The organism is Paenibacillus paludis (genome assembly GCF_042610515.1).
GTDB lineage: Bacteria > Bacillota > Bacilli > Paenibacillales > Paenibacillaceae > Paenibacillus_AQ.
Genome location: NZ_JBGJZP010000016.1, coordinates 24248 through 48516 on the forward strand (window position 1 = coordinate 24248; position 24269 = coordinate 48516).

A 24269-nucleotide genomic window follows, 5' to 3' on the forward strand; every position below is an offset into this window, starting at 1 on the left:
GCTTTTTGGACTATCCTGATTACGGCGTCGGCATCCCGCCATTGGCATTCAGCGTTTCACCACTGATGTAGCTGGATTCCTGGCTGGCCAGGAATACATAGGCCGGAGCCATCTCGGCGGGCTGGCCCGGACGGTTCAGCGGCGTCTTCGCCCCGAAGTCCTTCAGCACCTCTTCCGGCTGGCCGCCGCTGACCTGAAGCGGGGTCCACACCGGGCCGGGAGCCACAACGTTCACCCGGATTCCCTTGCCCGCCACCTGCTGGGCGAGTGATTTGCTGAACGTATTAATCGCAGCCTTGGTGGTTGCGTAGTCCAGCAAAATCGGTGCAGGCTGATACGCCTGAATCGAAGAAGTATTGATGATCGTGCTGCCCGGCTTCATGTGCTTGATCGCCGCCTTGCAGAGCCAGAACAGCGAGTACACATTCGTCTTGAAGGTGGCGTCGAACTGCTCCGTGGTGAGATCGGCGATATCCGGGACGAATTGCTGCTTGCCCGCAATATTGGCCAGGATATCGACTCCGCCCAGTTGTTCGACCGCTGCGGCAATTACCTGCTCGCAGTAGCCCTCATCCTTGAGATCGCCCGGCAGGGCGACGGCCTTGCGGCCCGCTTCCTCTACAAGCTTGACCACTTCCTTCGCGTCAGCCTCTTCCTCCGGCATGTAGGACAGGACTATATCAGCACCTTCGCGGGCAAAAGCAATCGCCACCGCGCGGCCAATCCCGCTGTCTGCTCCGGTAACAATCGCTTTGCGTCCGGTAAGCCGTCCGCTGCCGCGGTAGGTTTCCGCACCGTCATCCGGCTTCGGATGCATCGCCTTCTCCAGTCCCGGAGCGGGCTGCTGCTGCTGGAACTCCGCCGTGGCTTTCTGATATTGTTTCACAGGATCCTGAATCGTATATTGATCACTCATCGTAAATCCTCCTCAGTCCAAAATGATTCAACTCTTATCTCTTTATGTAACCAGAACTGGGCTCTCTAAACGGAAGATTATTTCCTTTCCAATGCAAAAGGCACAGCAAAAAGGCCGCCCTTACGAATAAGGATGCGGCCTGATGCTGTTAGGGTCGGGAGAGAGTGCCGCTATAATTTGCTGCCTAGTTCACCGGAATCGTATAGAACAGCCGCGAACCATTGCTATTGGTGTACCAGACAATGTTGCCCCCGCTGACGACCGGATTGCATTCGGATAATACAAAATGCTTAATCGTCTGGATCGCACCTGCAGCTTGCCCCGAACCATCGATGAATACATATTTCAAATCACCCGGATGATTGTCCTTATCAAATTCCTGCCACAGCACCATGAATTTGTCATCCGTTATCTTCACCAGTTTCGGTATGGAGGCAATACGATCGGTGCCTACATACTTAGCCAGGGTGATATGGTTAACGGAAGCGCTGGCAAGGCTGTTCTTGGGCAATACATTCAGTATAACATCCCGCTGATCCTTCTCCAGCCCAACCATCTCATAAGAGGTGTAGTCTTTAACCAAGGAATGGTCGATGCTGTTCATAGCAACAATATAATTGCCTGCGGACATTTCGAATCCGCCAACCGAAACCCCGGTGGCATTCGCCCCGGTTCTCCCCGGAATCTGGAACAGGTCCACCTCGCTGTAACTCTTGCCGTCCCCTTTATTCAGGACAATTGAACGGGGATAGGCATCGCCATGATCCACAAGCACATGGCTGCTTCCATCGAACAGCACATATTGATCGAAGGAGTGGCTGACATGATTTTTCTGAAATCTTCCCATATCATTGGTCACGGTCATAGTGCCGGTGTTCACGATAATTGTGAGCTGCGACTGATGGTTTAATCCGTCTTCTGTTGTGTATCTTTCACGGCTGGTGTGGAAGACAAGCGTATCTCCCTGCTCGGCCATCCTTCCGGAGGCTGCATCAAAAGGTACTACCGTGTAGCTCTCCCCGCCATTAACGGACACACTGTCGATACGGTTGAAGCTTTTATCATAACGGACGATGCGAATGACCTCTTTGCTGTTATCCTCTTCACGGTTCTCTTGTCCAAACGCAATATAGTTGTACTTCACACCACTGTAGAAGCCGCCGAACAGCGGAAGCTCATATGCTACTTTTTGAGTTGCTGTCAATTCATATTTGGCATTGTACGTTTCAATCGCAACCTCCTTGCCCGCCTCAATGACGCTTACTGTCCCGTCGCTATTGTTGACAAGGTAGGACTCTACTGTACTTTTCCATCTGGGGAAATTAGACGATTCGGCATTGCTCTCCACCGGAGCCCCCGCCTTCACGCGGTACGCATGGTCCGGAACCTTAGAGAACATCGCCAGCTGGTTCAGCTTATTGTCGTATTCGAGCTCAAAGGGGATCTTGGCGGCCAAATCTCTCAACTGAAAATAATTTCTGCCGTCAATCGTGTAGGCCTTAATAGACTGCAACTGCCCGTCAAGCACCACCTTGGAATTAGACAGTGTAGCGCTATAGCTGCTGCTCTGGCTGTAATATTTGCTGCCTCCGCTCTCCTCAGGCGTATAGGCTTGTCCGGTTATGATCTCAATCGCATTGTTTTTCTTATTCCAGGTAATATCGAACTGGCTGGAGGTTCCCGAGAAATGTTCGGCGATATCACGCAAGCTGTAATAATTATTGCCGAATATTGCGAATCCGTTAGACTGCTTCTCTTCTCCATTAAAAAATGTGCTGCTCTCTGCCACCTTAGCCTTCACCGCATTGTCCGCAAAGGTTGTGCTGCCAAAGGCTGGTGTAACCATTAACAATATAAGCAGCAGACTAAATAGCTTTTTCATTCGTTGTTTCCTCCATCGACTATAATTTTGCTAAGAATACTCCTGCCTGCTCCAACATTGAACCTTACCGAATGCCCCCGTTTCCGCTTGGTCTAAGAACCGCTATACTATGTATGTTTTTGTTGCTTTGGTGCCTTATGAAATAGAATATTTACTTACTTACGCAGTTTCTCCCTTTTTTCTTGGCCCGGTATAAGGCGGTGTCCGCAGACTTCATGACCGTATCCGGCGTTTTGTTTTTTTCATTTTTTTGGGCAACGCCGATGCTTATCGTTATGTATATGGGCCTGGCTGATCTCGTGCTTGCAGATTTCGATTTGCGCTTTGCTTTGCCTTTTCCTCTGCTCTTCCCCCGCAGTGTAAAAGCACGCTTAGCCACTTTCTCGCGCAGCTCTTCCAGATGCGGCAAAGCATCCTGAATGCTTTTACCCGGGAACAGGATCGTAAATTCCTCACCGCCATAACGGAAGGGCCTTCCGCCTCCGGCAACCTCTCTTAAAGTAGAAGCCACCAGCCTTAGCACTTCATCCCCCGTATCATGGCCATAAGTATCATTGAATTTCTTAAAGTGATCGATGTCCAGCATGGCAATCGCATAATTCATCCCCAGCTTCATCATATCCTGCTTCAAGGCCCGCCTGGAAGGAAGTCCGGTCAGCTCATCGGAGAACGCCATCGAATACGAATCCTGAATGATCGAGGTAATCAGAATGATCCCCGACACGCCCCATAATATGGCATACCGGATAGGATCATACTCGCTATGCAGCACATATAACATTCCCGCCAGCACCGCTATGAAAGAAATATCCTGCGATGACTTCTGGGAAACTTGCCTGATGATAAGTCTTATCCCCGCCAGCACAAAAGCAATCAGCGAGGCTTGCGACAATGGGGTGAGATCACGCAGCGTTACAGGCAGCAGATCCTTGCCGATCCGGTGCAGAATGGCGCTTTGGTCCGGGTTCAACAACCATACGGCTGCTGCTGCCTGAGCCAATATAAATGCAATGCGGAGAAGTCCCCATAGACTGAATATCCCGCGCTCCTTAAAGAAAGAGAAGATCAGGACATTAACAGGAATCACCAGGCAAAGAATGGAGTGAAGATCGGACACCGACACCTCGCCACCCGCGCCGGGCAGCTCCCGCAAATATTGCAGTGAGGCCAGACTGAGCGTAAAAATAAGGAGCAGAAAAAACTCCCGGCTGCGGTTGAATTTCCAGGAGAGGACGCCTCCGATCAGAAAGATGGGATAGGGGGCAAGCCTCACAAGCTCCAGCTGCGGCTGGGACAAGGTATGTGTATTATTGGCAAAGAAATACGCCAGCACAAGCAGAGCAAACGGCAGTATGATCGTGGATGCGACTTTGAGTATATTTTTCAACGTTCAATAAATCCTCCGTGTCCATTCAACTATACTTATTTATCGGTTACATGCCCGCGCCCGCTTAATTATGAATCGCACCTTTTTACCCGCCTGCACATAAAAAAACCTATCCATTACCGCGGATAGGTTTGTCCGATCTATAGCATTTGTGAATGCACATGCGTTAAGTACGTTTAGAATTCCTCATAGGTCGCCGGATCTTGATCCGCGATACGCCCGGATGCTGAGGCTAGTCCCGAAATTATCTCCATTTCCGCTTCAGTCAGAGCGAAATCAAACACGTTCAGATTATCCCGCTGATGCTCTACAGATCCTGCTTTGGGAATCGGAACCGCTCCAAGCTGGACATGCCAGCGCAAGATGATCTGGGAGATCGACTTGTTATATCTTCCGGCAATTTCAGCAAGCTTGTCATTCTCCAGAATACTGCTGCCGCGTCCGAGCGGACTCCAGGATTCGGTCACGATTCCGTGCTCTTTATGCCATCGGCGCTGCTCTTCCTGGTTAAACAGGGGATGCAGCTCGATTTGGTTCATGCTTGGTGCTACTCCGGTTTCTTTGATCAAACGCTCTATATGCTCCGGCAAAAAGTTGCAGACCCCTATGGAGCGGATCAGCCCTTGCTTCTTGGCCTCGATCATCGCCTGCCAGGCCTCAACGTATAAATTCACATTGGGGTTCGGCCAATGGATGAGATAGAAATCATAATAGTCCAATCCGGCCCGATATAAGGATTCCTGGATCGTTTCCACCGCTTTGTCATAAGCGTGATGGCGCCCCGGCAGCTTGGACGTAATGAACAGCTGATCCCTCGGCACAGAGCTTTGGCGAACCGCTTCGCCAATCGTTCCTTCATTCTCATAATTAAAGGCGCTATCCAGCAAGCGATAGCCGGCATCAATCGCTGTTGTAAGACTTTTTACACCAGCCTCACCCTTCAAGCGGTAAGTCCCAAATCCAATCGCAGGCACCTTTAGTCCATCGTTCAATTCAATTTCCGGGATTCTTTCAGTCATCGTTACTCTTCTCCTTTGTGTCGTGCAATCCCCAAACGGGCTGCACTCTATTTATGTTGAAGACGCAAACGCGCTTGCACCCAGTTTTATTTTACCTTATTTAGTCTGGAAGTGTCGCCTCTGTAACTCTCTGCGCTTTGAGCGGATCGGGATCTTTCAGCATTTAAATGGACTCGATTCAGCCTGCTCATACATTCAGGTCTTCCTTAATTTTATAACGGACTGCAATGAACGTGAATACTGCAATAGCTGCAACCGCAACAAAAGTCGTATGCATAACTTCGCCGGTATTATTGAAGTCCTTTATGCGGACCAGCGTATTGATGAGCAGGTATTTCGACAGGTGAATTCCCTCAACAAGCGATTCCAGTGCAGCCAGCGACATTCCCACAACATTTAGGGCCAGGATAAATCCAGCGGTCAAACTTACCAGCAGGTTTTTGGCGATCATTGCAATACAGAGAATCAGGATCGAAAATGCCCAATGCAGCAAAAACTGGCCGACCAGCAGTTTAACGAAAAAACCAAGATCACCAAGGCTGGCATTACCAAAGAATAGGCTTCTTCCAATCCAGTCAGACATCAGCAGCGTGATGAACAGAAGGATTATAAACACGGCCAGGATCAACATTTTCGACAAGACAGAATAGATTCTTGCTTTTCTCATCGAGATATAATTTTTGTGGAATCCGGAGTTATATTCACTCATATAGAAATAAATACTGAAGACCGCAATGTAAATCAGCATCCAGGAGGAGGGCTGTGAAATATTATATTGGATAAACTCGCTCTCATTCATGCTGCTGACCACAACGCCTCCCTCTTCAATCGACTGTGAGTATTGCTGCATCATAAAGATGCCGAAGATTTGAAAAGCACAGAACAGCAGCAGCAGCAAATACATGATTTTATTATTTCTGAAGCGGTGAAAATCCATCTTAAGGATATTAATCATAGTGATCACCCGCACTTTCCGTCCGTTCCAGGAAGTATTGCTCCAGGCTCTGCTTATGCTTATAAATTGAATCTACCGATACCCCATGATCCACCAGCACCTTCGTAATTTGCCGGATTTCAATGTTCCGGTCATAGACATACAGCGTTTGACCGTAGGCAACCTTGTACTTTGAGATTTGCAGTTCCCGCTCCAAAACCGGAATGGCCGTTTTGGCTTCATCCACCCCGATCTCAATCCGTTCCTCACATTTCTGCAGCAGTTCTTCTCTGGAGATCACCTCAACAATCTCACCCTGATGAATAATTGCATACTTAGTCGCGATTTTGGATAACTCCTCAAGAAAATGACTCGAAATGATAATGGTTAAGCCGTCTTTGTTCAGCTCCAGGATCAACTGTCTAATCTCAACAATACCTTCCGGGTCAAGCCCGTTGATCGGCTCATCGAGTATCAGGACATCCGGACTTCCGAGTAAAGCAATTGCTATGCCGAGCCGTTGTTTCATCCCCATGGAATAGCTTTTGACTTTAGCTGTATTCTTATGATCTAGTCCAACCAGCTGCAGCAATTTCTCTATCTGCTTGTTCCTATCCTTGAGGCCATAAGCCATGGCCAATAGATTCAAGTTCTCATAGGCCGAATAATGGGGATAGAGTCCGGCATTTTCAATCAGCACGCCCATCCGCTCGAAGAAAGACTGATTCTCACCCGAAGACCGGTTAAAAAAATGAAGTTCTCCCGACGTCGGATAAATTAATCCGCCGATCATTTTCAGCAGCGTCGATTTTCCCGCCCCGTTTTTCCCGATTAATCCTACAATCTCACCTTTGAATATTTTGAGATCGGCATTCAGCACAGCGGTTTTTGATTTGTACCTTTTCGTAAGTCCACTCATTTCAATAATACAATCTGACATGGTAGCACCCTCCTTCACCATAAGTTAACAGGATGAAGGCTAAGACATCGCCAATAAAAGGTTAAGAAATGTCAAAGCGTTTCACTTACTCAGCCTGAAGCCGATTCCCCAGATCGTATCAATATAAGGTTCACTATCATAGCACTTAATTTTATTGCGGATATTGCTGATATGCACCGTTATCGTTTTGTCTTCTCCCATATAGATTTCATCCCATGCCAGCTCGTACAAATCCTGCTTCGTGAATACCCGCGTTGGGTTCCTCACCAGCAGTTCAACAATTTTATACTCCTGTCTCGTCAGACTAAGTGTCTTATCCTTTACTTTGACACTGTATGCCGTGCTGTCCAGCAGCAGGTTTTTATGCTTGTACTCCTTGGAGGATTCATCTGCCGCGTTTCTTTTGATATGGACATGGATGCGGGCAATCAGCTCTTCTATTTCAAAAGGCTTGGTGACATAATCGTCTGCTCCCAAAGCGAACAGGTTCAACTTATGATCCAACTGGTCTTTAGCCGACAGGATGATCACCGGGACCCCAGACTTTAAATCCTTCCGTAAATAATGCATGAATTCTTCCCCCGATAAACCGGGCAGCATCAGATCCAGCACAATGAGTTGGTACTCGCGGTGAGCCAGATTCATCTTCCCTTCACTGCCGGAATATGCTTGTGTGCAAAGAAACTTGTCTGCTGTAAGACCGTCATAAATAATTCCGTTAATATGTTCATCATCCTCAATAATCAGGACCCGCTGATTGTTCCCGTTCCCGCACATCTGCATTCTCCTTCGCTGTTTTCATAAATTCTGTTTTTAGGCAAAAGGTATCGCCGATACATTCGGCCTCCGTATCTCCGTTCATCTTTTCCATAAGTGATTTCACAATTGATAGACCCAAACCGGAGGAATGAACGGTACGTGAAGGATCTTCTTTATAGAAACGGGTGAAAATCCGCTCCATATTGACCTGGGTCCCTGCCTTCAGCAGATTGGTGAAATGGATACACACGGTATCCTGCTTATCCTCATAACCAATAGATAACGAACCTTCCCCATGTATAAAATAGTTGCCGACGATATTCGCAAATACCCGCTCCACGGCATTCACATTCCCCACGATAGAAACGGGCAACTCCGGAAGATTAAGCATGGGTTCATCACCGGCCCGGGAAAAATCATCAATGAAATGAAATAAGTTCCGCTTCAGCACATCCATAACGTCAACGGATTCAAGTTCAAAGCTATATTCCGGATTCTGCAGCTTGGTGTATAAAAACAACTCGTCAACCAACTTGATGATCTGCTGAATTCTGGATTGGGCTAGTGTTACATATTGTGTCTTGTCTTGAAGTTGTTCTGAGCGCAGAGCTAATTGGAGATAACCATCTAATGAAGTAAGCGGGGTTCTGATATCATGCGACAGGCTGATGATCGTAGAATTCATCTCTTCATTTTTCCGGCTGAATTGCTGATCCAGGGCTCTTTGACGGCTTAACAAAGCATTGCAGCGGTGGATTAAGCTATCGATTTCCTTAGGCTTTAATTGTGTTCCTATAAACTTAAAAGAATTATGTTCCATAATAAAAGACAGCTGATTCCCGATATCCCTAATCTGGCTTTTATAATACAGCAGGTAAATAGTTTGGGCCATTAACAAAATAATAGCTATAACCAGGACAATAATCATGGTGTCACTTCCTTCCATATGAATATCATTATATACGATTATAGATTTTTGCTATGATCCTGTTTTGGTTAAATATGACACACTGCCGTCACTGCTCTATGGTATAACTAGAATAAAAACGAGGTGCGCTGCTGTGGCAAGCTATGAATATTCGTCCAAAGAAGAATTAATCGAGACCATTCACTCCAAGTATGTGCTGCTGGATGCAGAATTTGACGGGATCGACAACAGCCGGAGGGATGCAAGAATACCTGAGGTGGATAAAACACCCGCCGAAATTATCGCCTACCAGCTTGGCTGGCTTCCGCTCATCATGGGCTGGGACAAGGATGAACGGGAAGGCCGTGAGGTCCACATGCCGTCACCCGGCTATAAATGGAACCAGCTTGGCGGACTTTACCAGTCCTTCTACGAGCAATATGCCGCATTATCCCTCGCCGAGCTGCGAGACCTATTCCGTCAGAGGGAGCAGGAGTGGCTGGAATGGATCGGTACTTTAACCGAAGAAGAGCTGTTCACCCAAGGCACCCGCAAATGGACTGGCAGCAAGGACAACTGGCCGATGGCCCGCTGGATTCACATCAATTCAGTCGCCCCGTTCACCAACTTCCGCGCCAAAATCAGAAAGTGGAAGAAATACAGTGCGGCGGGGAACCCGGGTAATGTATAAAGATACCTTTGTTATTCTTGAGCTTGTGAATCAGGCTGCAGGATTCTCCATTGCCTCACACGCTGGACTATTTGCTGAAGCCGGATTTTATATTGAAGGAAGAGCGTTAAGCTCGTTATTGGAGCAAGCCATAGAGTCCCGTTTACTCCCCCCAATCGGGTAAGTGGCTAAATGGACATTTGCATCTGACAAGCCGCCCATTATCAGCGGAACACTATCAATTTGCGGAGGATCGGATAACGGTGTGCAAATTTTTACAGTTGCACACAATCGACATTTTTCGTGATAAACTTACATACACTGCCGCGATAAAGCAGGAGTCAGGGCTTAGTTATATTTCCATATTGAAACCGGGGGGAAGTAATGAAAACAGCATTGCTCAAGTGGAACCAAGTGAGCCTGGTACAAAGAATACTTGTGGGGATTGTAGTTGGTATAATTTTGGCTGTATCCATTCCTGATGCAACAGGGGTCAGCATTTTCGGCTCTTTGTTTGTACAGGCATTAAAGGCAGTCGCACCTGTATTGGTCTTGCTCTTAGTCATGTCGGCCATATCCAAACATAAAAAAGGCCAACAAACGAATATGAAAGCGATTCTTGCTCTGTATGGTTTAAGTACATTTTTGGCAGGGCTGATTGCAGTTATCGTAAGTTTTATGTTTCCGGTACGCTTATCACTTGTAACGGGTGTGAGCGGCCTGACTCCACCTGATGGAATTGTAGAAGTACTCAAAGCTTTGCTGTTTAATGTAGCCGATAACCCGGTAAACGCCCTAATGAATGCCAACTATATCGGTATCCTGACATGGGCTATATTACTTGGCTTTGCTCTTAGAAATGCTAATGATAACACCAAAGACACGCTTACTTCTTTTTCAGATGCTGTCTCGCAAATCGTCAAGTGGGTAATCAGCTTGGCACCCTTAGGCATCATGGGTCTTGTCTTTGATTCTGTTACAGCAAAGGGACTTTCATCCCTGCTTGATTACGGTAAACTACTTCTTGTTCTCATTGGATGTATGTTATTTATGGCACTTGTGATTAATCCGTTAATTGTATATCTGAATATTCGTAGAAATCCTTACCCCCTTGTTTTCCATTGCCTGAAGGAAAGTGGGATTACCGCATTCTTCACTCGCAGCTCAGCCGCAAACATTCCCATCAACATGAGATTATGTGAAAAGCTCGATCTGGATGCAGATACGTATTCTGTGTCCATTCCCTTAGGTGCTACGATTAATATGGCGGGGGCAGCTGTTACGATTTCTGTCTTGACCCTCGCTGCTGTTCACACGGTCGGCATTGAAGTGGATTTTGGTATGGCGCTTGTTCTTAGCGTGCTGTCTGCTATATCTGCTGCAGGTGCCTCAGGTGTTGCCGGAGGATCGCTCTTACTGATTCCTCTAGCATGCAGCGTCTTCGGCATTCCGAATGATATTGCAATTCAAGTCGTTGGTGTAGGTTTCATTATCGGTGTTCTGCAGGACTCTTTCGAGACTGCGCTTAACTCATCTTCCGACTTACTATTCACAGCAACCGCTGAATATGCAAAAAATCGCAAAGAAGGCGTGGAATTTGTGATTAATACCCAATAAATAGTGTCAAGTGGAAACGGATACCGTCCTCAAAAGGACGGTATCCGTTTCAGCGAGAAATAGAAGGATAATTTATAGCGTGAAACATATAAATTCTTATCGTTAGATAAAAACAAGCAGGAGACCTTGGGCTCCTGCTTGTTTATTGTTCCCGGTTGGATTGGGTTTCTACGAGAAGCTGCTGAATGAGGAAAACGGTATTCCCAATGGATTTTATTCCTCACGGGAATCTCCATTAGTCAACGTCTTAATGTTTATCCAGCCTCCTCCTGATAATCCTGACGGCAATACTTCTTTCCCATATAAATTCGCAAGCGTGTTCGCAACTTGTATGCGGATTTCATTTAATCCCGGACGCATGGCCTTTGTGATGTCCCAGCGGTATGGCGGCCATAGGCATGTTCCTACGAATTGTCCATTGATTAGCACGGATGCCGATTCCCTTACGTCCTCAAGCTCCAGTTCGATTTGCTGCTGCGCTTCGTCAACCCTGATGTCACTCATCATAAAGTTTTGCATATAAACGGCCCTGCCCGATAAATGAGGATATCCCTGTTCACTCCAGTATCCGGTTATAGGCTGAGGACTGGCAATTAATACGCCTTCTTCATTTAGTGCGAAATCTCCTATCAGAAATAAAGGGGAGGCTACCCGAATCATAGGCTCCAGGAGTGAGATGGTTAGCAGTTCGATCAAATTTTCACCCGCATGCACATAAGGTGTCAAATTCACACTTTTAAAAAAAGGATCCTGCCAGCCCGCAGTCTCAAGCGCCGGCAGTCTATGCCCGTTGATATAAATCTCCACACTGCGGCGCCTGGATAAAAAACCGATATGTGAAGGCACATACTGATCAATATCATCGGTGACCAGTCGTATCTCCTTGCCGATTGCCGAAGCATCAATCATGAGCCGGGTTCGATAGGTGTTGGTTTGGCCGGGCATCACCGCATTCATCCGTGATTCGCGGTCATTAAATGTCACTTCCCAACGATCCAGAACCTTCACGTTGGGATCTTCCAGCTTAAAACCCCAAGATGAGGGCAGCAGGATAGTCTTCTCTAAGGAATACAACCCTTCCAGCATTTTCCCAGGATCGGAATTGACGATACGAACGATCCGCAGTTCGCCAGGCACTAGACGGAATTCATTCGACTCCCTTTGTGTAAGAAGAATTCGCTCGCCGTTTTCCAGCTTCCACTCCTCTACCCTTTCCATTGGTTGGGTCAAGCATTGGATCTCCGCCGTTTCCTCCGACCAATTCATCATCCAGAAGTATTGTTCGCCCTCTACCCACCGGCAAGTCACGATGACCCGTTCTTTCTCTGTTTCCGGTATGAACCAGCGTTCGGTAACTTGATCGACTCCTGGAAACTGCCGCAGCTGTTCACACAAATATCGCGCATCATCGGCAGTCACCTTCGGTTCGGACAGCAGCAGCGTTTTCCCTTGTCCATACACATGCCATTCTTCTTCCCCTGATTGCGGGAAAAGAGGGTTCAAATACTTATTCAGCTCCGGGTCATCTGTCTGGTTAAAGCTATCCGATGGCACTTCTCCGATCGCGATCAGCAGCCCCCCTTGGTCCACGAACTTGTTCAGCTTGGCCGCCGACGCGACAGACATAACCTTCATACGAGGCAAAATAACAGCCCGATACTTCTCCTGCGACTTCGTAAACGTTAAATGACCCTGTTCTGCAAAACTACTCTGGATTTGGCTGTCGTCGGCGTAATCGTAGTCGAGCTGGTTGCGAATTAATCGATCGGACAGTAGAGCATGCAGCACATCCGAAGCGGGCTTAAGCTCTGCCCTTCCATTGTCGAACATTTCCTGATAGACCGTATGCACGGGGCTAAGCAGCAAAATACGGGCATTATGATGACCTATGCTCCCCATGAAGCTGAGTCTGGCGATATAATCGGCAAAAGCTTTATAATGGTCCCAGTGGGGCGCATGATAAAATTCCGTCTGCGGAAAATCCGTCTTGCGGTACCCTTCGAACGAAAAATAAAATGCATGGGGAATAAACAAGTTAACGCCCAGAAACGCCATAAAATTGGCATCAAGTCTCCGTTGACGCATGGAATACCCGTGATCACTGGCTCCAAACGCCTCGCAAATGACGCGATTCTTGCCTTCAATATGGGCGACCGACGACGCGCACTTGACGGACAGAATACGATAGGGATTCTCTTTGGTGCCAATACCTGCTTGCAAATAATCGACACCGGGATAATCAAATTCCCGCAGCACCTGCGTCTGATTCCCCTGCGAACGCGCCTGACCCCAGATCGGTTCTTCCAGCGTATGACCGATATAGGCCAGCCCGCGAGCTTCGCACCATGAGCTTAATCCACGGTGATATGCATCGATATACCAGTGCGTAAGAGCCGCATAATAATCTTCACGTACTTTGTGGCTTGTATCTTCCACCTGAAAAAGCAGGGAGCCGAGATGGGAGAGAAGCGAGTATCCGCAGTGCTGCTCAAAACGCTCCGGAAGGTTTCGCGTCCATGCCAAAATCACCCCCGGCAAGCTTTCCTCCAAATGATCCACGCTTGTTTTCATCGCTTCTACTCCAGAAAATCCGTCGTGAATCATGAGCCCAGGCTCGTCGGTAAATACTCCCTGTATGTTCGTCCCAAAATGTGCAGACAACCGATCGAATGGTGCATAGCCCAGTTCGATAAATTTATTCACAGCTTCCGGATTCATCGTATCCAAGTAATAGCCTCGCGCAAACGTCACCTTCTCAGCGACCTCGCATTCCCAAAACGCGAGGATTACAAAATCCCCGTCTTCCTCCGGTTGCCAGGATCGACCGTATAAATGGGTCAAATCATGCGGTTTATCCTGCAAAACAACCGTTGCCCCATCATTCTGTTTTATGCGGTAGGCTAGAATAGAAATCAATGAATGATGATCTTCTAAGGCAAAATCTATCAAGCATTCCCTCTGCCCATCCGTTGGAGAATATCTCTTCTCTTCCACCCGCAAATAACGCATCCTGTACTCGGGGAATTGCTGGGTCAACTTGCCTCCGAAAGTTCCGCTAGGCCAATTGTCCTCATCATATAGCCAGGTTTGCATACCGAGTCTGCTGCATTCCTCGATGCAAATTTCGAGCATATCAAAGTAAGCCTCGGAGAAATACTCTTCGGTCTTGCCGTGCCTCGAGTGAAGTACAACACCGCCAATGCCTTTCTCATGCATTTCCTGTAATTGCCAGCGCAGCATTTCCGGGTTGTAGTCATGGTTTAGAAACCAGAACGGTTGCGGTCTGTAAGTTATGCCCGGATTTTGAAATAGATTTCCCAGCTCCTGTGTATCTATCATTTCGTACCTCCATGGTTTGATCAGAAACCCGTTGAATTAATTTATCGTTCTCTTGTCAACGGTTTTCCTTCCGCTCAAAGAGCCTTTTTGCCAACTAGCGCCCACGTATCCTTCAGGAGCTTGATATAAATTCCGCCTACAACGCTTCGGTGCTGAAAATTCATCTGCCTAGCGGTATTCGTGTCATACCAATCAGAAAAGGGAACGCGATCTGGCGTTTCATTTAAAGCGTCCCATAGGGGTTCAATCAAGCTTACAAAATCCTCCCGCTCGGAAGCCAGGGAGGCCGCCCAAACAAGCCAATCAGCTTTGGTATAGGCTGCTCTGCTATCCATCGGAACCCCGTATTTATCCTGCTTCTTTAAGTACCAGGAGACTTCTTTTTGAATAATGGTTTCATCAAAAATATGCGTGTCAAAGAGGATATCCCAGATCAGGTTATACTTTAGGCTCCACGTTCCATCCTGGCCGAAAGCAAGCTTATAATGATCCTGATCTCTAGCCAGCTCCTCCCATTTAATCGCCATCTCTTCAGCCGCTTTCTTATAGCGTTCAGCTTCAGCAGAATGTCCCATCATACCTTTAAGAAGGGAATAACTCGCTACGCCCATAATGGCCTTAACCGATAAATTGGCGTTTCGTGCCAGATGGCCGGCAAAGTCATCCGTGCATAACTGATTCTCAGGATCGAGCCCGTACTCAAGCAAATAATCGGCCCAAATGGACAAAAGCTCCCCCTGCTCAGTTGCGAAATCGGCGTGTCCATCCGTCAAACAAACTGCGGCTGCCATAATCAGCATATTGCCGCATTCCTCAACCGGCATTTGCCCTTCTATGGCATTCTCCGAATAAACCTGTCCGTTGGCAATTGGATATTGTCCAACGTCATGTGGAGCAAATTCGAACGGCCAGGCATCGCTGGCTGCATATTTAAAAATCGGCCTCATCATCGCTTTAACGAGTTCCGGATTATAAAGCAAGAACAACGGAATCGAGGGATAACTTACATCCACCGTAGCAATACAGCCATTGCTGTAGCATTCCTTGGACATAAATAAGAGCTTTCCATCAGAATCAGTGACCAGCTTGTGCGCAGCGATTGCCTGCCGGTAAGCCAGCACCAGAAGCTCTGCGTATTTCTCTCCGCCTGAACGTACTCCGTCTGCCCATAACTTTTGGTCGAATGCCGCACACTTCTTGATGAGATCAGGATACTCTGCGAACGCATCCCCAATCATCCCAAGGGCCGTTGTTCCGCTCTTTTTCCAGTAGGCCTGAAGCTTATCTCCGAAATATTCAATGGCATAAACATCATCATAGGCCAGCACGAACAGATTTGAAACTTCAGCAGCACCTACTTCCCCGCAATCCCAAGTGCAGGCCATAACAGGCTGGTGATCACGAACAGCTTGCGGCATATCCCCCTTAAGGCCTGGGACAATCTCATCTTTGCGCACAAATTGCTTTCTGATTTCAGCTGAAGCCAGATAGGTCCGCATTTCAGGGGATTTTTCAACTGCCAAATAGAACTGGCCCCAGTCAATTCTCAAATCGTCACCGGAACGGTTTAAGTAAGCTTGTTCCTCATGACTCATCTCAAGAACAACCAGTTGGCCCTCCTCATGCTGCTGCCATACTACCAGCTGATCACTGGAGTCGACACACCATTCTGCAGTGACATCGAAGTAGATGCGCACGTTATGGGGCTTATCATCCACCGAGCAGACGGAAAGCTGCACATAAGAGGCCGGTCGTGACAGGAGCTCCAGGTTATCCATCAATAGCGGTGTGGTAAAGCGCATCTGCAAGCGGACTCCCGATTCTTCATAACAGTAGGTGCTGGAGAGAGGTGTTAGCTGAACTTCCTGTTGCTTCATCGCCTTCGGTTCGGCATAATAGTTTTCCGCATTCGGCTCGACCCGGCCAGCAAATCGATATGGAGTACCGTCAATAATAATTAATCCCGTCATTGCATTTCTTTTGCCGGTCCAATGTCTCGTAAAGTCATCGCTCAAACGGTCAGCCATAGACCATACGCTAAAGTACGGATCAACCGTCACCAAAGGTATTGCTGGAGGGCGAATGTTTGTCTTCATCCTAATCAATCTCCAATCATTGTTTATTAATCTGAATACGAACACTCCCTGCATCATGCTCGTAACGAATGAGCAGGGTTCGGGTCTCCTCATCCCACACAAAAGGAAGCGCCGCTTCCTGTTCTTTGATATGGATCGTTGCACTCACCGGTTTAGCTGAACAATGAATTCTCGCTGCTGCGTGTACAGCTTTTGGCCCTTTGACGTAAAAAACGATTGAACTCGAATCCTCCGTGAAGCACTCCGTTCTCGAAGAGGCTGCGATAACCCCGCTGTTGCCCGCATGGTCATATTCGAGGTCATACAAGAGAGCCTGTTGGCCCGGCTCTACCTTAACATGTCTAACAATAGGCAACCCTGGATCAAACAGATCCACATAACAGCCCGCTAATTCAAGCGGATGCTCATGGACGGACTCACTCATCACTGAGGCAACAACATAAGGGCCCCGTTGAAGCATGAAGTGATTTGCAGGTTCCCAGCATATTTGAGGATCATTCAAGCCTGCCATCGCTTCCCGAACCGCATCACGGAGCTTGTTTCCCGTAGCCGTACTCTCCGCAAAGCTTTCGGGCCGAACAGGCAAGTACACCAGCAACCCCTTGCCAATCGACGTCATTCTCTCTGAAGAATCAAGAGATAGTCCCAGACCTTCAAAAAGATGCTCGCGCGGGGAATGGTAGTGACGTTTGCCTTGGTTCCACCATTCCTTAACCTGATGATATGGATCACTGTCATCGCCGATATAGATCAAGGCTCCGCCGTCTCTCACCCATTGCGCCAACGTGCTGTGAAGATCGGGGTACTCGGGCTTCATGAATTCATAGCTCAGGATCAACACCCGGTAATCATCCAAATAACCCGGAAATCGTCTTGCATTATCGAGCTGAACCGGTCTTACAGGCAGGCCATGCTTGACAAGCGGAAGCGTTAATCCGTAAAAAGAAGAGAAGTTCAGCAATTCGAGCGCATATTCGTCCGTCAGTTCAACTTCGTTCGTCCCGTCATACTTCATCATAAAGCCAGCAGTTTCAACACCCGGGCGCATGCGTTGGTACATGGCTGAATCAGCCAACAAAACCCCCACCTTGACATCGTTTCCAAAGACCCGAATATCCGGTTGATCCATGTTGCCGAGGGCATGCATAAGTGTGAGCAAAACGGTCCCATAATCCGCAGGAATTCCTTCCTTGCCTGTTCCGTCCGCGCTGGGATACTGCCCCTCGAAGATCCGCTTGGGCCATGGGGCAACCTCATAATGGGACACCCCGGGATGTAGCAGGGATGCCGTCAGCGTCTTGAAATAATTTATCCTGTAGTCCTCCCATGTACGTTTGGGATCATCTTCTATGGGGTCGTGCAGGAACCACACGCGGCGATCCGTTCCGCGTACCAACTCCTGCATAATTCCATATTCCAGAAACGCTGTTTCAAATGTTCTCTCCGCGCGGTTGCCTTCGTAAACATTGGCTGTGCGTGAGGTTCCTGTCCATACTTGGGCGATATACCCATTGATGGAGGGCAGATCAAGCAGTCTTGATTCCGGACTGACAATCCGCCACTGCGTATAATTAATCAGACTGTGTGTCGGTACGAAAAACCGCAGCGGCCGGTCATAGCGAACCAGCGAATATTCCTTGAGAGCTGAACAAAGCCGATCCAAACACCTTGTGTACAAATAGGCTTTCAGCTTGGAGGCGTGATATTGTGCATTCTCTGATTCATGAGGTGGAATCCATGGCTCGTTATAATAATTTCGCCATTCCCGTTTAAATGCCTCAGAGTACCCGCCCTCCACCCAGAATTCCGGCTCCTCCAGATGGATAGCATCAACTCCCGCATCCACAGCAGGACGAATCTGTTGAATCAGATAATCGGAGTAAGCGACTGTCGGTACCATATACGGTATATCGACCGATGTTCCATGGATAATACGCTCTCCATCCTTATATTTTTGCGCTTCGTCCCAGTGAGTGCGACCATCAAAATTACCGTTCAGGTAATCCTGATAGCCTCCCCAGGATACACCTGTCATCAAATGCACCTGATATCCCTGCGCCTTCCATTGCTGAATCCGTAACGGCATTGAGGGATTAATTCCGTAAACCATCACAAAATCCGTCTGCAGATCGTAAGCTTCTCCGTAGGCACCCCCCTCCTGAAAACCGGTACGCTCTTCCTCGCGGCCTCTCTCCTTCATTACTTCATCTCCCTTGTGCTCTGATTATGCAAGCTGAACACGTATGGTCTTAATTTCAAAGGGTGCAAAATGCAGCTCTGCCCGTGAATCGTTATTTTGCAGAACTTGGATCGGGTTTTCCATCAAATCTGCCTCTTCAATTGAAAGGCAATCCAGTCCGATGGAAATCATCCCTTGCGCCATAGTCCCCGCCGTTTCGTACAGACGGACGATCAAATGATCGCTGTCCTCAGCTTTTTTCACGGATTCTACCATTACATAAGGGTGGTCGATTTGGATCAACTGAATAGGAGCATGCTGTGCTGTATCTGCCTGAATCGCCTCCACCACCATCATAGGGGTGTTCAGTTCATAACCTTTACGATAAACACTTGCTTCAATGAAATTCCCCGCATGCGGATATAAGGCATAAGTAAATTTGTGGTTAGCCCGGTCTGCAGTTGGGTCCGGATACGCAGGACTTCTGAGCAAATTCAGGTCGAGAACATTGTGCAGGGCACTAAATCCGTACTTACAGTCATTCAGCAGCGCCACGCCATAATCCGGTTGAGAAAGGTCGATGTACTGATGAGCACAAATTTCATCTTTGGCAAATTCGATCAGGGTATTGCGGGTCGTCGGCCGCTTTAAATAGCCAAATTGGATCTCACAATTGACTTGATCGCTGGACACACTGGTCGGGAAGGACACTCGCAGCATCTTGCCCGATTCGCGCCAGTCCACCTCGGTTTCAAACTCCACCATCGAACCGCCCATGGTCAATATAATCTTCTGTAAGAGTATTGATTCACCATAGCGATATTCTTGCCGGACAACCGCTTGCGGCCCCTCTATATGGGCTGTACTTCTTACCAGCGTCATGGCTCCGGCAACCGTCTCGCGGTAATCATGCGGAAAGTCCCAGGCATCCCCGTCATCATGGTAAATCATAAAGACATTTGCTTTCGTCCCAGAGTGAAGCGCCTCCCGTCCGCAAAGCTTATCGTACACAGAAACAATACTGCCATCCTCATCGAACATGACCTTAAGCTTTTCGTTCTCAAGCTCGCGGCTGCCCGCCATCAAACCTTCAACAACGGACACCTCATGTCCAGCCTTCTCAAGGGTTCTGTAGCCCATGGCTGGGACGGTAACCCAATAGCAATTACCGTTCCATTCCACCCACTCCTGCCGATCCCATGGCAACGAGTTGAACAAGACGGGTTGGTTGGACCATCCGGCTATGCTGGCGATTCGTTCATAAGTATCTTTCGTCATCGTATGGACTTCATCGAGCAGTATGGCATAACGCTCAAGCGATTCATCATAGACTCTCGCAATCGAGGAACCGGGCAGAATGTCATGGAACTGGTACAGCAAGACTTCCTTCCAGATCTCTTCTAGCCTTGCTGCCGGATAGGCTTCACCGTGGGCGGCCCATAACAGCGATGCTGCAAACTCCAGCTCCCGCAAGGCTTTCTCCATCTTGCGGTTATACCATTTATTGCGTCCCTGCGTGGTTAACGTCCCCTGATGCTTCTCCAGGTATAGTTCCCCTTTGAACGTTTGGAAGCGGGAGGCCTCCTTGTCCAGCCGGTGGAAAAAGTTGATTGACGGCTCTTGAATAACCGGTGGGACACCCAACAGATTCTTCTCCCGGGCCAGTCGCTCCAGATGCTCTTCCCCTGGTCCGCCTCCCCCATCGCCAATGCCAAACAGCATGAGTGCATTCTCAGACACATTCCGGTCTAAATAGCTGTTCTCGATCTTGACGAGTGACCTTGGTGCGGCAGGGCTGTTATAGGTATCCTCCGGTGGAAGATGCGTCAGAACCTGAGTTCCGTCAATTCCCTCCCAGATAAAGCTGTGATGCGGGTGTGTATTATATTCGCTCCATGACAACTTTTGGGTCATCATATAATCAACCCCCGACTTTTTCAGTAACTGGGGAAGACTTCCTGTGTATCCGAAAACATCCGGCAGCCATAACACCTTCATTTCCTGACCAAATTCTTGCTTAAAGAAGCGTTTACCATATAAAATTTGCCGCACTAACGCTTCGCCGCCAGAGATATTCGTATCCGGTTCAACCCACATTGCACCCTGCGGCTCCCAACGGCCTTCCTGTATGCGTTCCTTTACCTTGTCGTACAGCTTCGGATAGTACTCCTTCATCCATTGATAAAGCTGTGGTTGACTGGCGCCAAACATGTAATCCGGATACTTTTCCATATTGTACAGCGCCGTCGAGAATGTACGCGCACCCTTGCGAACCGTTTCCCGAATCGGCCACAACCAAGCAAGATCCATATGGGCATGCCCGATTGCACTTACCGTCAAGGAAGGGTCTCCCCCGCGTTTGTTCAATTCCCCGGCAATCCGTTCGCTTGCCCGGCGCACGTTGTCAGTATTAATCTCGGACAATTGATTCGCTGCATCATATAAGCATTGATAGATACGGGTTTTTCTGATACTGGTCTCCGGTAATTGCTCAGCCAAATCGATCAACACTTCAAAGTCGTAGTACAGCCTCCGGGTTTCTTCATGACAAACGGCAATAACAGCTTCCTTTAACCTGCCACTTCGATAATTACCGAACAGATCATTGCAGCCGCCATCCGCCCATAGGTTAATAACTTCCCCGCCTTTGGCAGCCGAACTGAAGTCCACTACTCTTTTTCCGGGAAGTCCCAGGCTGTAATCGAATTGCGAGTTGATGTTGGTTAGTCCCTGGCAAGGTGTACCTTCATGATCTACCAGGCAAAGCTCTCCATTGACGTCGATCAATAGCACAATTTTGCTGCCAGCCTGTGAGTCCGGCACCATTCCTCCAAAGTGAAACCATGCACAATCCCACAAGTCTCCCCACTTATCCCCCGGCTCTAAATGGATTTGTTGCCCGGATGTTCTCTCCGCATATGCGACGGGTTCGGGGGTTACCCAAGCCGTTACAGCTAATAAGGATATTGGCTCATAAATAGATTGCTCCAACTGCGACATGGCAGCCTTCGCTTTTTTCAAAAAAATAGAATTGGTTTCATACGGCATTCTCTATCTCTCCTTTTGACCGTGCGTTTAAAAATGAAGTAAAGAGGACTGACGAAAGGCAGTCCTCCTCATCCACCTCATAGAATCGTTTTAGTTCGTTATAGCTTCTGCCTTTTTCTGAGCATCGTCCATGATGGATTTGATATCCCCATTGGTCATAACCGATTTCGTTACAGCATCACCGAATAGTTGCCAAACCTTGGAATTCTCTTTTGTGAATGTTGGCAAACCTTGCACGTTTCCTGCCATTGCCAAGTAATGCAGATACATCTCCGGATGGTTGGCTTTGTAATCATCCGACTCTGCAATCGTTTTCAGAACCGGAGATCTCACACCGGTATCCGCGATAAGAGTCTGCACTTCCTCACTGTACATAGCCCGAATATATTCAAAAGCCGCTTCTTTGTTCTTGGCTTCCTTCGGCACAGAGTGGAAAGCCGCACCTATTGTAATATTGCCTGCTTTGCCATCGGAAGACAGTGGAATTGGCGCCATTCCATATTCGATGCCAAGCGTTGAACTCTCGACTGCACGCCATGGACCGTCGATCAGATAAGCAATTTGCCCTTTCTTAAAGGCATCGAAGTAAGTACCTTCATTCGTATTCATCATTAATCCAGCAGGATGATAGCTGTTCAGTTCTTTCATGAAGGCAATCGTCTCCAGGTTGGCTTCACTGTTGAAGGCCGGTTTACCTTGATCATCTGCGAAGCCGCCGCCATTGATGACCAGCAATGTGCCAAACCGTAAATATCCGCCGGCGTTAGGTCCACCGTACACGCCTCCCCCGTAGAATTTACCCTTACCAGCTTCAGTTACCTTTTTCAGGTTGGCAGCCAGCTCATCCCACGTGGCAGGAGCCTTATTTGGATCAAGGCCTGCTTCCTTCACCAGCTTCTTGTTCCAGAACAAGCTGTTTACACCCGGTTGGGAGGCGAAACCGTAAATTTTCCCGTCATACTCCATCGGCTTCCAGGCTGCCGGAGCAATATTCTCGCGGATATATTGATCCATATCCGCCGGGAAAGGCTCCAGCAGTCCTTGCTGGGCGAAACCAGGCATCTGGGTTTCTCCAACGATAATATCGGGTATGTTTTTCGCAAGGAAGCCTGCTGTCTGCTTCTGAATCAGCGGGTCACCCCAGCCCCAGTCTTCCGTTTGCAATGTAATATTCTTGCTCTTCAACTTATCGTTGATGATGGTCTGGTAGAAGTAGCCAAATACGTTCGTATTCACTTTACCGCCTGGAGTATACGTAAAGTCAGCTTCTACAGGACGAGGACTTAGAGTTTCGTCTGCAATCAATGCTTTCTTCTTTACTCCGAGCAAATCGGACACGATGCCGGCACCCACGCCGACAGCTCCTTCATTTAAAACCGTAATCGTAACATTCCCCGTATTGGCAGCATCTGTTGCCGCTGCCTTCTCAGTTGCCTTCGCTGTTTCATTACTTGTGTCAGCAGCCCCGTTATTTCCTGAAGAGCAGGCAGCCAATCCTATTGACATCATAATGACTAGAGCAGCGTTCGTTATTTTTCTCGCTTGCATCCTTTAACCCCTCCAATATGAATAATGATTTGCAGATAGACAATATCACAACCAATTAATACATCTAACATATTTATTTATATTAAATATGTCATATATATTCATCCTTTAATGCCCGTACTGGCTAACCCTTGAACGATATACTTTTGAAAAAAGAAAAAGATCAACAGGGCAGGCAGGGTGACGCCTAGACTTAAGGTGATAATCAAAGGATAGTTAATTACAGCACCGGGACTGGCCCCAACAGAGGACAGCTTTGTTATTGCAGCCGGAAGCGTTTGCAAACTATCGCTTGAGGTATAAAAGAAAGGTGTAATAAAGTCATTCCAAGTACCCAAGGCTGTTGTTATGGCTATAAAAGCCATAATAGGGAGCTGCAAGGGGAATAGGATTTGAAATATTAATCGGATGGTTCCAGCCCCATCCATCCTCGCCGCCTCATCCAGCTCGATCGGAACCTTCTCAAGCGATTGCTTGACCAGAAAAGTTCCCATGATATTAATGGACGGCCCCCCGATTAAATAAATCCACCATGTGTTTAAAATCCCTGTTCCACCGGTAAACACATCATTGCCTCCCGAGAAGGGAAATCTGGCAAATTCCAGGTAGGTCGGGATAATGGCCAATGTCGTCGGAATCATTTGAGTAGCGAGCATGATTAAGAATAAAGTTTCTTTCCCTTTAAATTTTAAGCGGGCAAATACGTAACCGGCCAAAAAAGAAGTAGTCAGCGCCCAGAACGTATTGTAAACGGTGCGAATGATGGAGTTCCGGAAGTAAACCGTCACCGCCGCATCCATCGACCCCATAATCAATGCTTTATAGTTGGCCAGCGTTGGCGATTTGGGAATCGGAAATACCCCTAGTACCGTTCCGCTAAATTCAGTTTTATTAAAAAAACCTGCCATTACCATGAAGATGAGAGGATAGAGCAGCACCAACCCAACACCAAGGAGGACGATGTGACTGAATAGATGAACCGGACTGAACTGGCTTTTAATTTTTATGCGCAACTGTTCGGACATGAC

The 24269-nt window shown here is 47.9% G+C and carries 16 protein-coding genes; 2 read left to right on the forward strand and 14 right to left on the reverse strand.

The features are described from left to right. Nucleotides 1-19: 19 nt before the first annotated feature. The 8 genes from ACAN56_RS24980 to ACAN56_RS25015 form a co-directional block, all read right to left on the reverse strand. Nucleotides 20-916, reverse strand: coding sequence for an SDR family oxidoreductase (locus ACAN56_RS24980; RefSeq protein WP_038586007.1), 897 nt, complete (start codon nt 914-916; stop codon nt 20-22). Nucleotides 917-1100: 184 nt separating this feature from the next. Further along, nucleotides 1101-2798: a hypothetical protein gene (locus ACAN56_RS24985; RefSeq protein ID WP_379146149.1), complete on the reverse strand. Its 1698-nt coding sequence runs from the start codon at nt 2796-2798 to the stop codon at nt 1101-1103. 151 nt (nt 2799-2949) lie between these two features. After that, nucleotides 2950-4185, reverse strand: a complete 1236-nt coding sequence (locus ACAN56_RS24990; protein ID WP_379146150.1) for a GGDEF domain-containing protein — start codon at nt 4183-4185, stop codon at nt 2950-2952. Nucleotides 4186-4361: 176 nt separating this feature from the next. Beyond that, complete coding sequence (locus ACAN56_RS24995) at nt 4362-5204, reverse strand: aldo/keto reductase (protein ID WP_379146151.1); 843 nt, start codon at nt 5202-5204, stop codon at nt 4362-4364. Nucleotides 5205-5391: 187 nt separating this feature from the next. Further along, a complete protein-coding gene (locus ACAN56_RS25000) occupies nt 5392-6159 on the reverse strand; it encodes an ABC transporter permease (RefSeq protein WP_038585999.1) in 768 nt (255 codons plus the stop codon). Continuing rightward, nucleotides 6152-7078, reverse strand: a complete 927-nt coding sequence (locus ACAN56_RS25005; protein WP_038585997.1) for an ABC transporter ATP-binding protein — start codon at nt 7076-7078, stop codon at nt 6152-6154. Before ACAN56_RS25005 ends, ACAN56_RS25000 begins: the two co-directional genes overlap by 8 nt. An 81-nt stretch (nt 7079-7159) precedes the next feature. Next, complete coding sequence (locus ACAN56_RS25010) at nt 7160-7855, reverse strand: response regulator transcription factor (protein WP_379146153.1); 696 nt, start codon at nt 7853-7855, stop codon at nt 7160-7162. Beyond that, on the reverse strand, nt 7815-8765 hold the full coding sequence (locus ACAN56_RS25015) for a sensor histidine kinase (RefSeq protein ID WP_076110289.1): 951 nt from the start codon (nt 8763-8765) through the stop codon (nt 7815-7817). The genes ACAN56_RS25010 and ACAN56_RS25015 overlap by 41 nt, the downstream gene beginning before the upstream one ends. A 133-nt stretch (nt 8766-8898) precedes the next feature. On the opposite strand from ACAN56_RS25015, the gene ACAN56_RS25020 reads away from it, so the two are divergent. Beyond that, nucleotides 8899-9435 (forward strand): ClbS/DfsB family four-helix bundle protein, encoded by a 537-nt coding sequence (locus ACAN56_RS25020; RefSeq protein ID WP_379146155.1) that lies wholly within the window; start codon nt 8899-8901, stop codon nt 9433-9435. A gap of 363 nt (nt 9436-9798) precedes the next feature. Then, complete coding sequence (gene sstT / locus ACAN56_RS25025; protein ID WP_379146156.1) at nt 9799-11031, forward strand: serine/threonine transporter SstT; 1233 nt, start codon at nt 9799-9801, stop codon at nt 11029-11031. 213 nt (nt 11032-11244) lie between these two features. Here sstT and ACAN56_RS25030 read toward each other — a convergent pair whose 3' ends face one another. From ACAN56_RS25030 to ACAN56_RS25055, 6 genes are all read right to left on the reverse strand, one after another. After that, on the reverse strand, nt 11245-14370 hold the full coding sequence (locus tag ACAN56_RS25030; RefSeq protein WP_379146157.1) for a glycosyl hydrolase: 3126 nt from the start codon (nt 14368-14370) through the stop codon (nt 11245-11247). Nucleotides 14371-14444: 74 nt separating this feature from the next. Continuing rightward, entirely contained in the window at nt 14445-16466 is a 2022-nt protein-coding gene (locus ACAN56_RS25035) for a glutaminase family protein (protein ID WP_379146158.1), read from the reverse strand. 16 nt (nt 16467-16482) lie between these two features. Then, nucleotides 16483-18666 (reverse strand): hypothetical protein, encoded by a 2184-nt coding sequence (locus tag ACAN56_RS25040; RefSeq protein WP_379146159.1) that lies wholly within the window; start codon nt 18664-18666, stop codon nt 16483-16485. 24 nt (nt 18667-18690) lie between these two features. Then, on the reverse strand, nt 18691-21693 hold the full coding sequence (locus ACAN56_RS25045; RefSeq protein ID WP_379146160.1) for an alpha-mannosidase: 3003 nt from the start codon (nt 21691-21693) through the stop codon (nt 18691-18693). Between the two features lie 90 nt (nt 21694-21783). Then, a complete protein-coding gene (locus ACAN56_RS25050) occupies nt 21784-23241 on the reverse strand; it encodes an extracellular solute-binding protein (RefSeq protein WP_379146161.1) in 1458 nt (485 codons plus the stop codon). Between the two features lie 101 nt (nt 23242-23342). Further along, nucleotides 23343-24266: a carbohydrate ABC transporter permease gene (locus tag ACAN56_RS25055; protein ID WP_038585981.1), complete on the reverse strand. Its 924-nt coding sequence runs from the start codon at nt 24264-24266 to the stop codon at nt 23343-23345. Between the last annotated feature and the right edge of the window lie 3 nt (nt 24267-24269).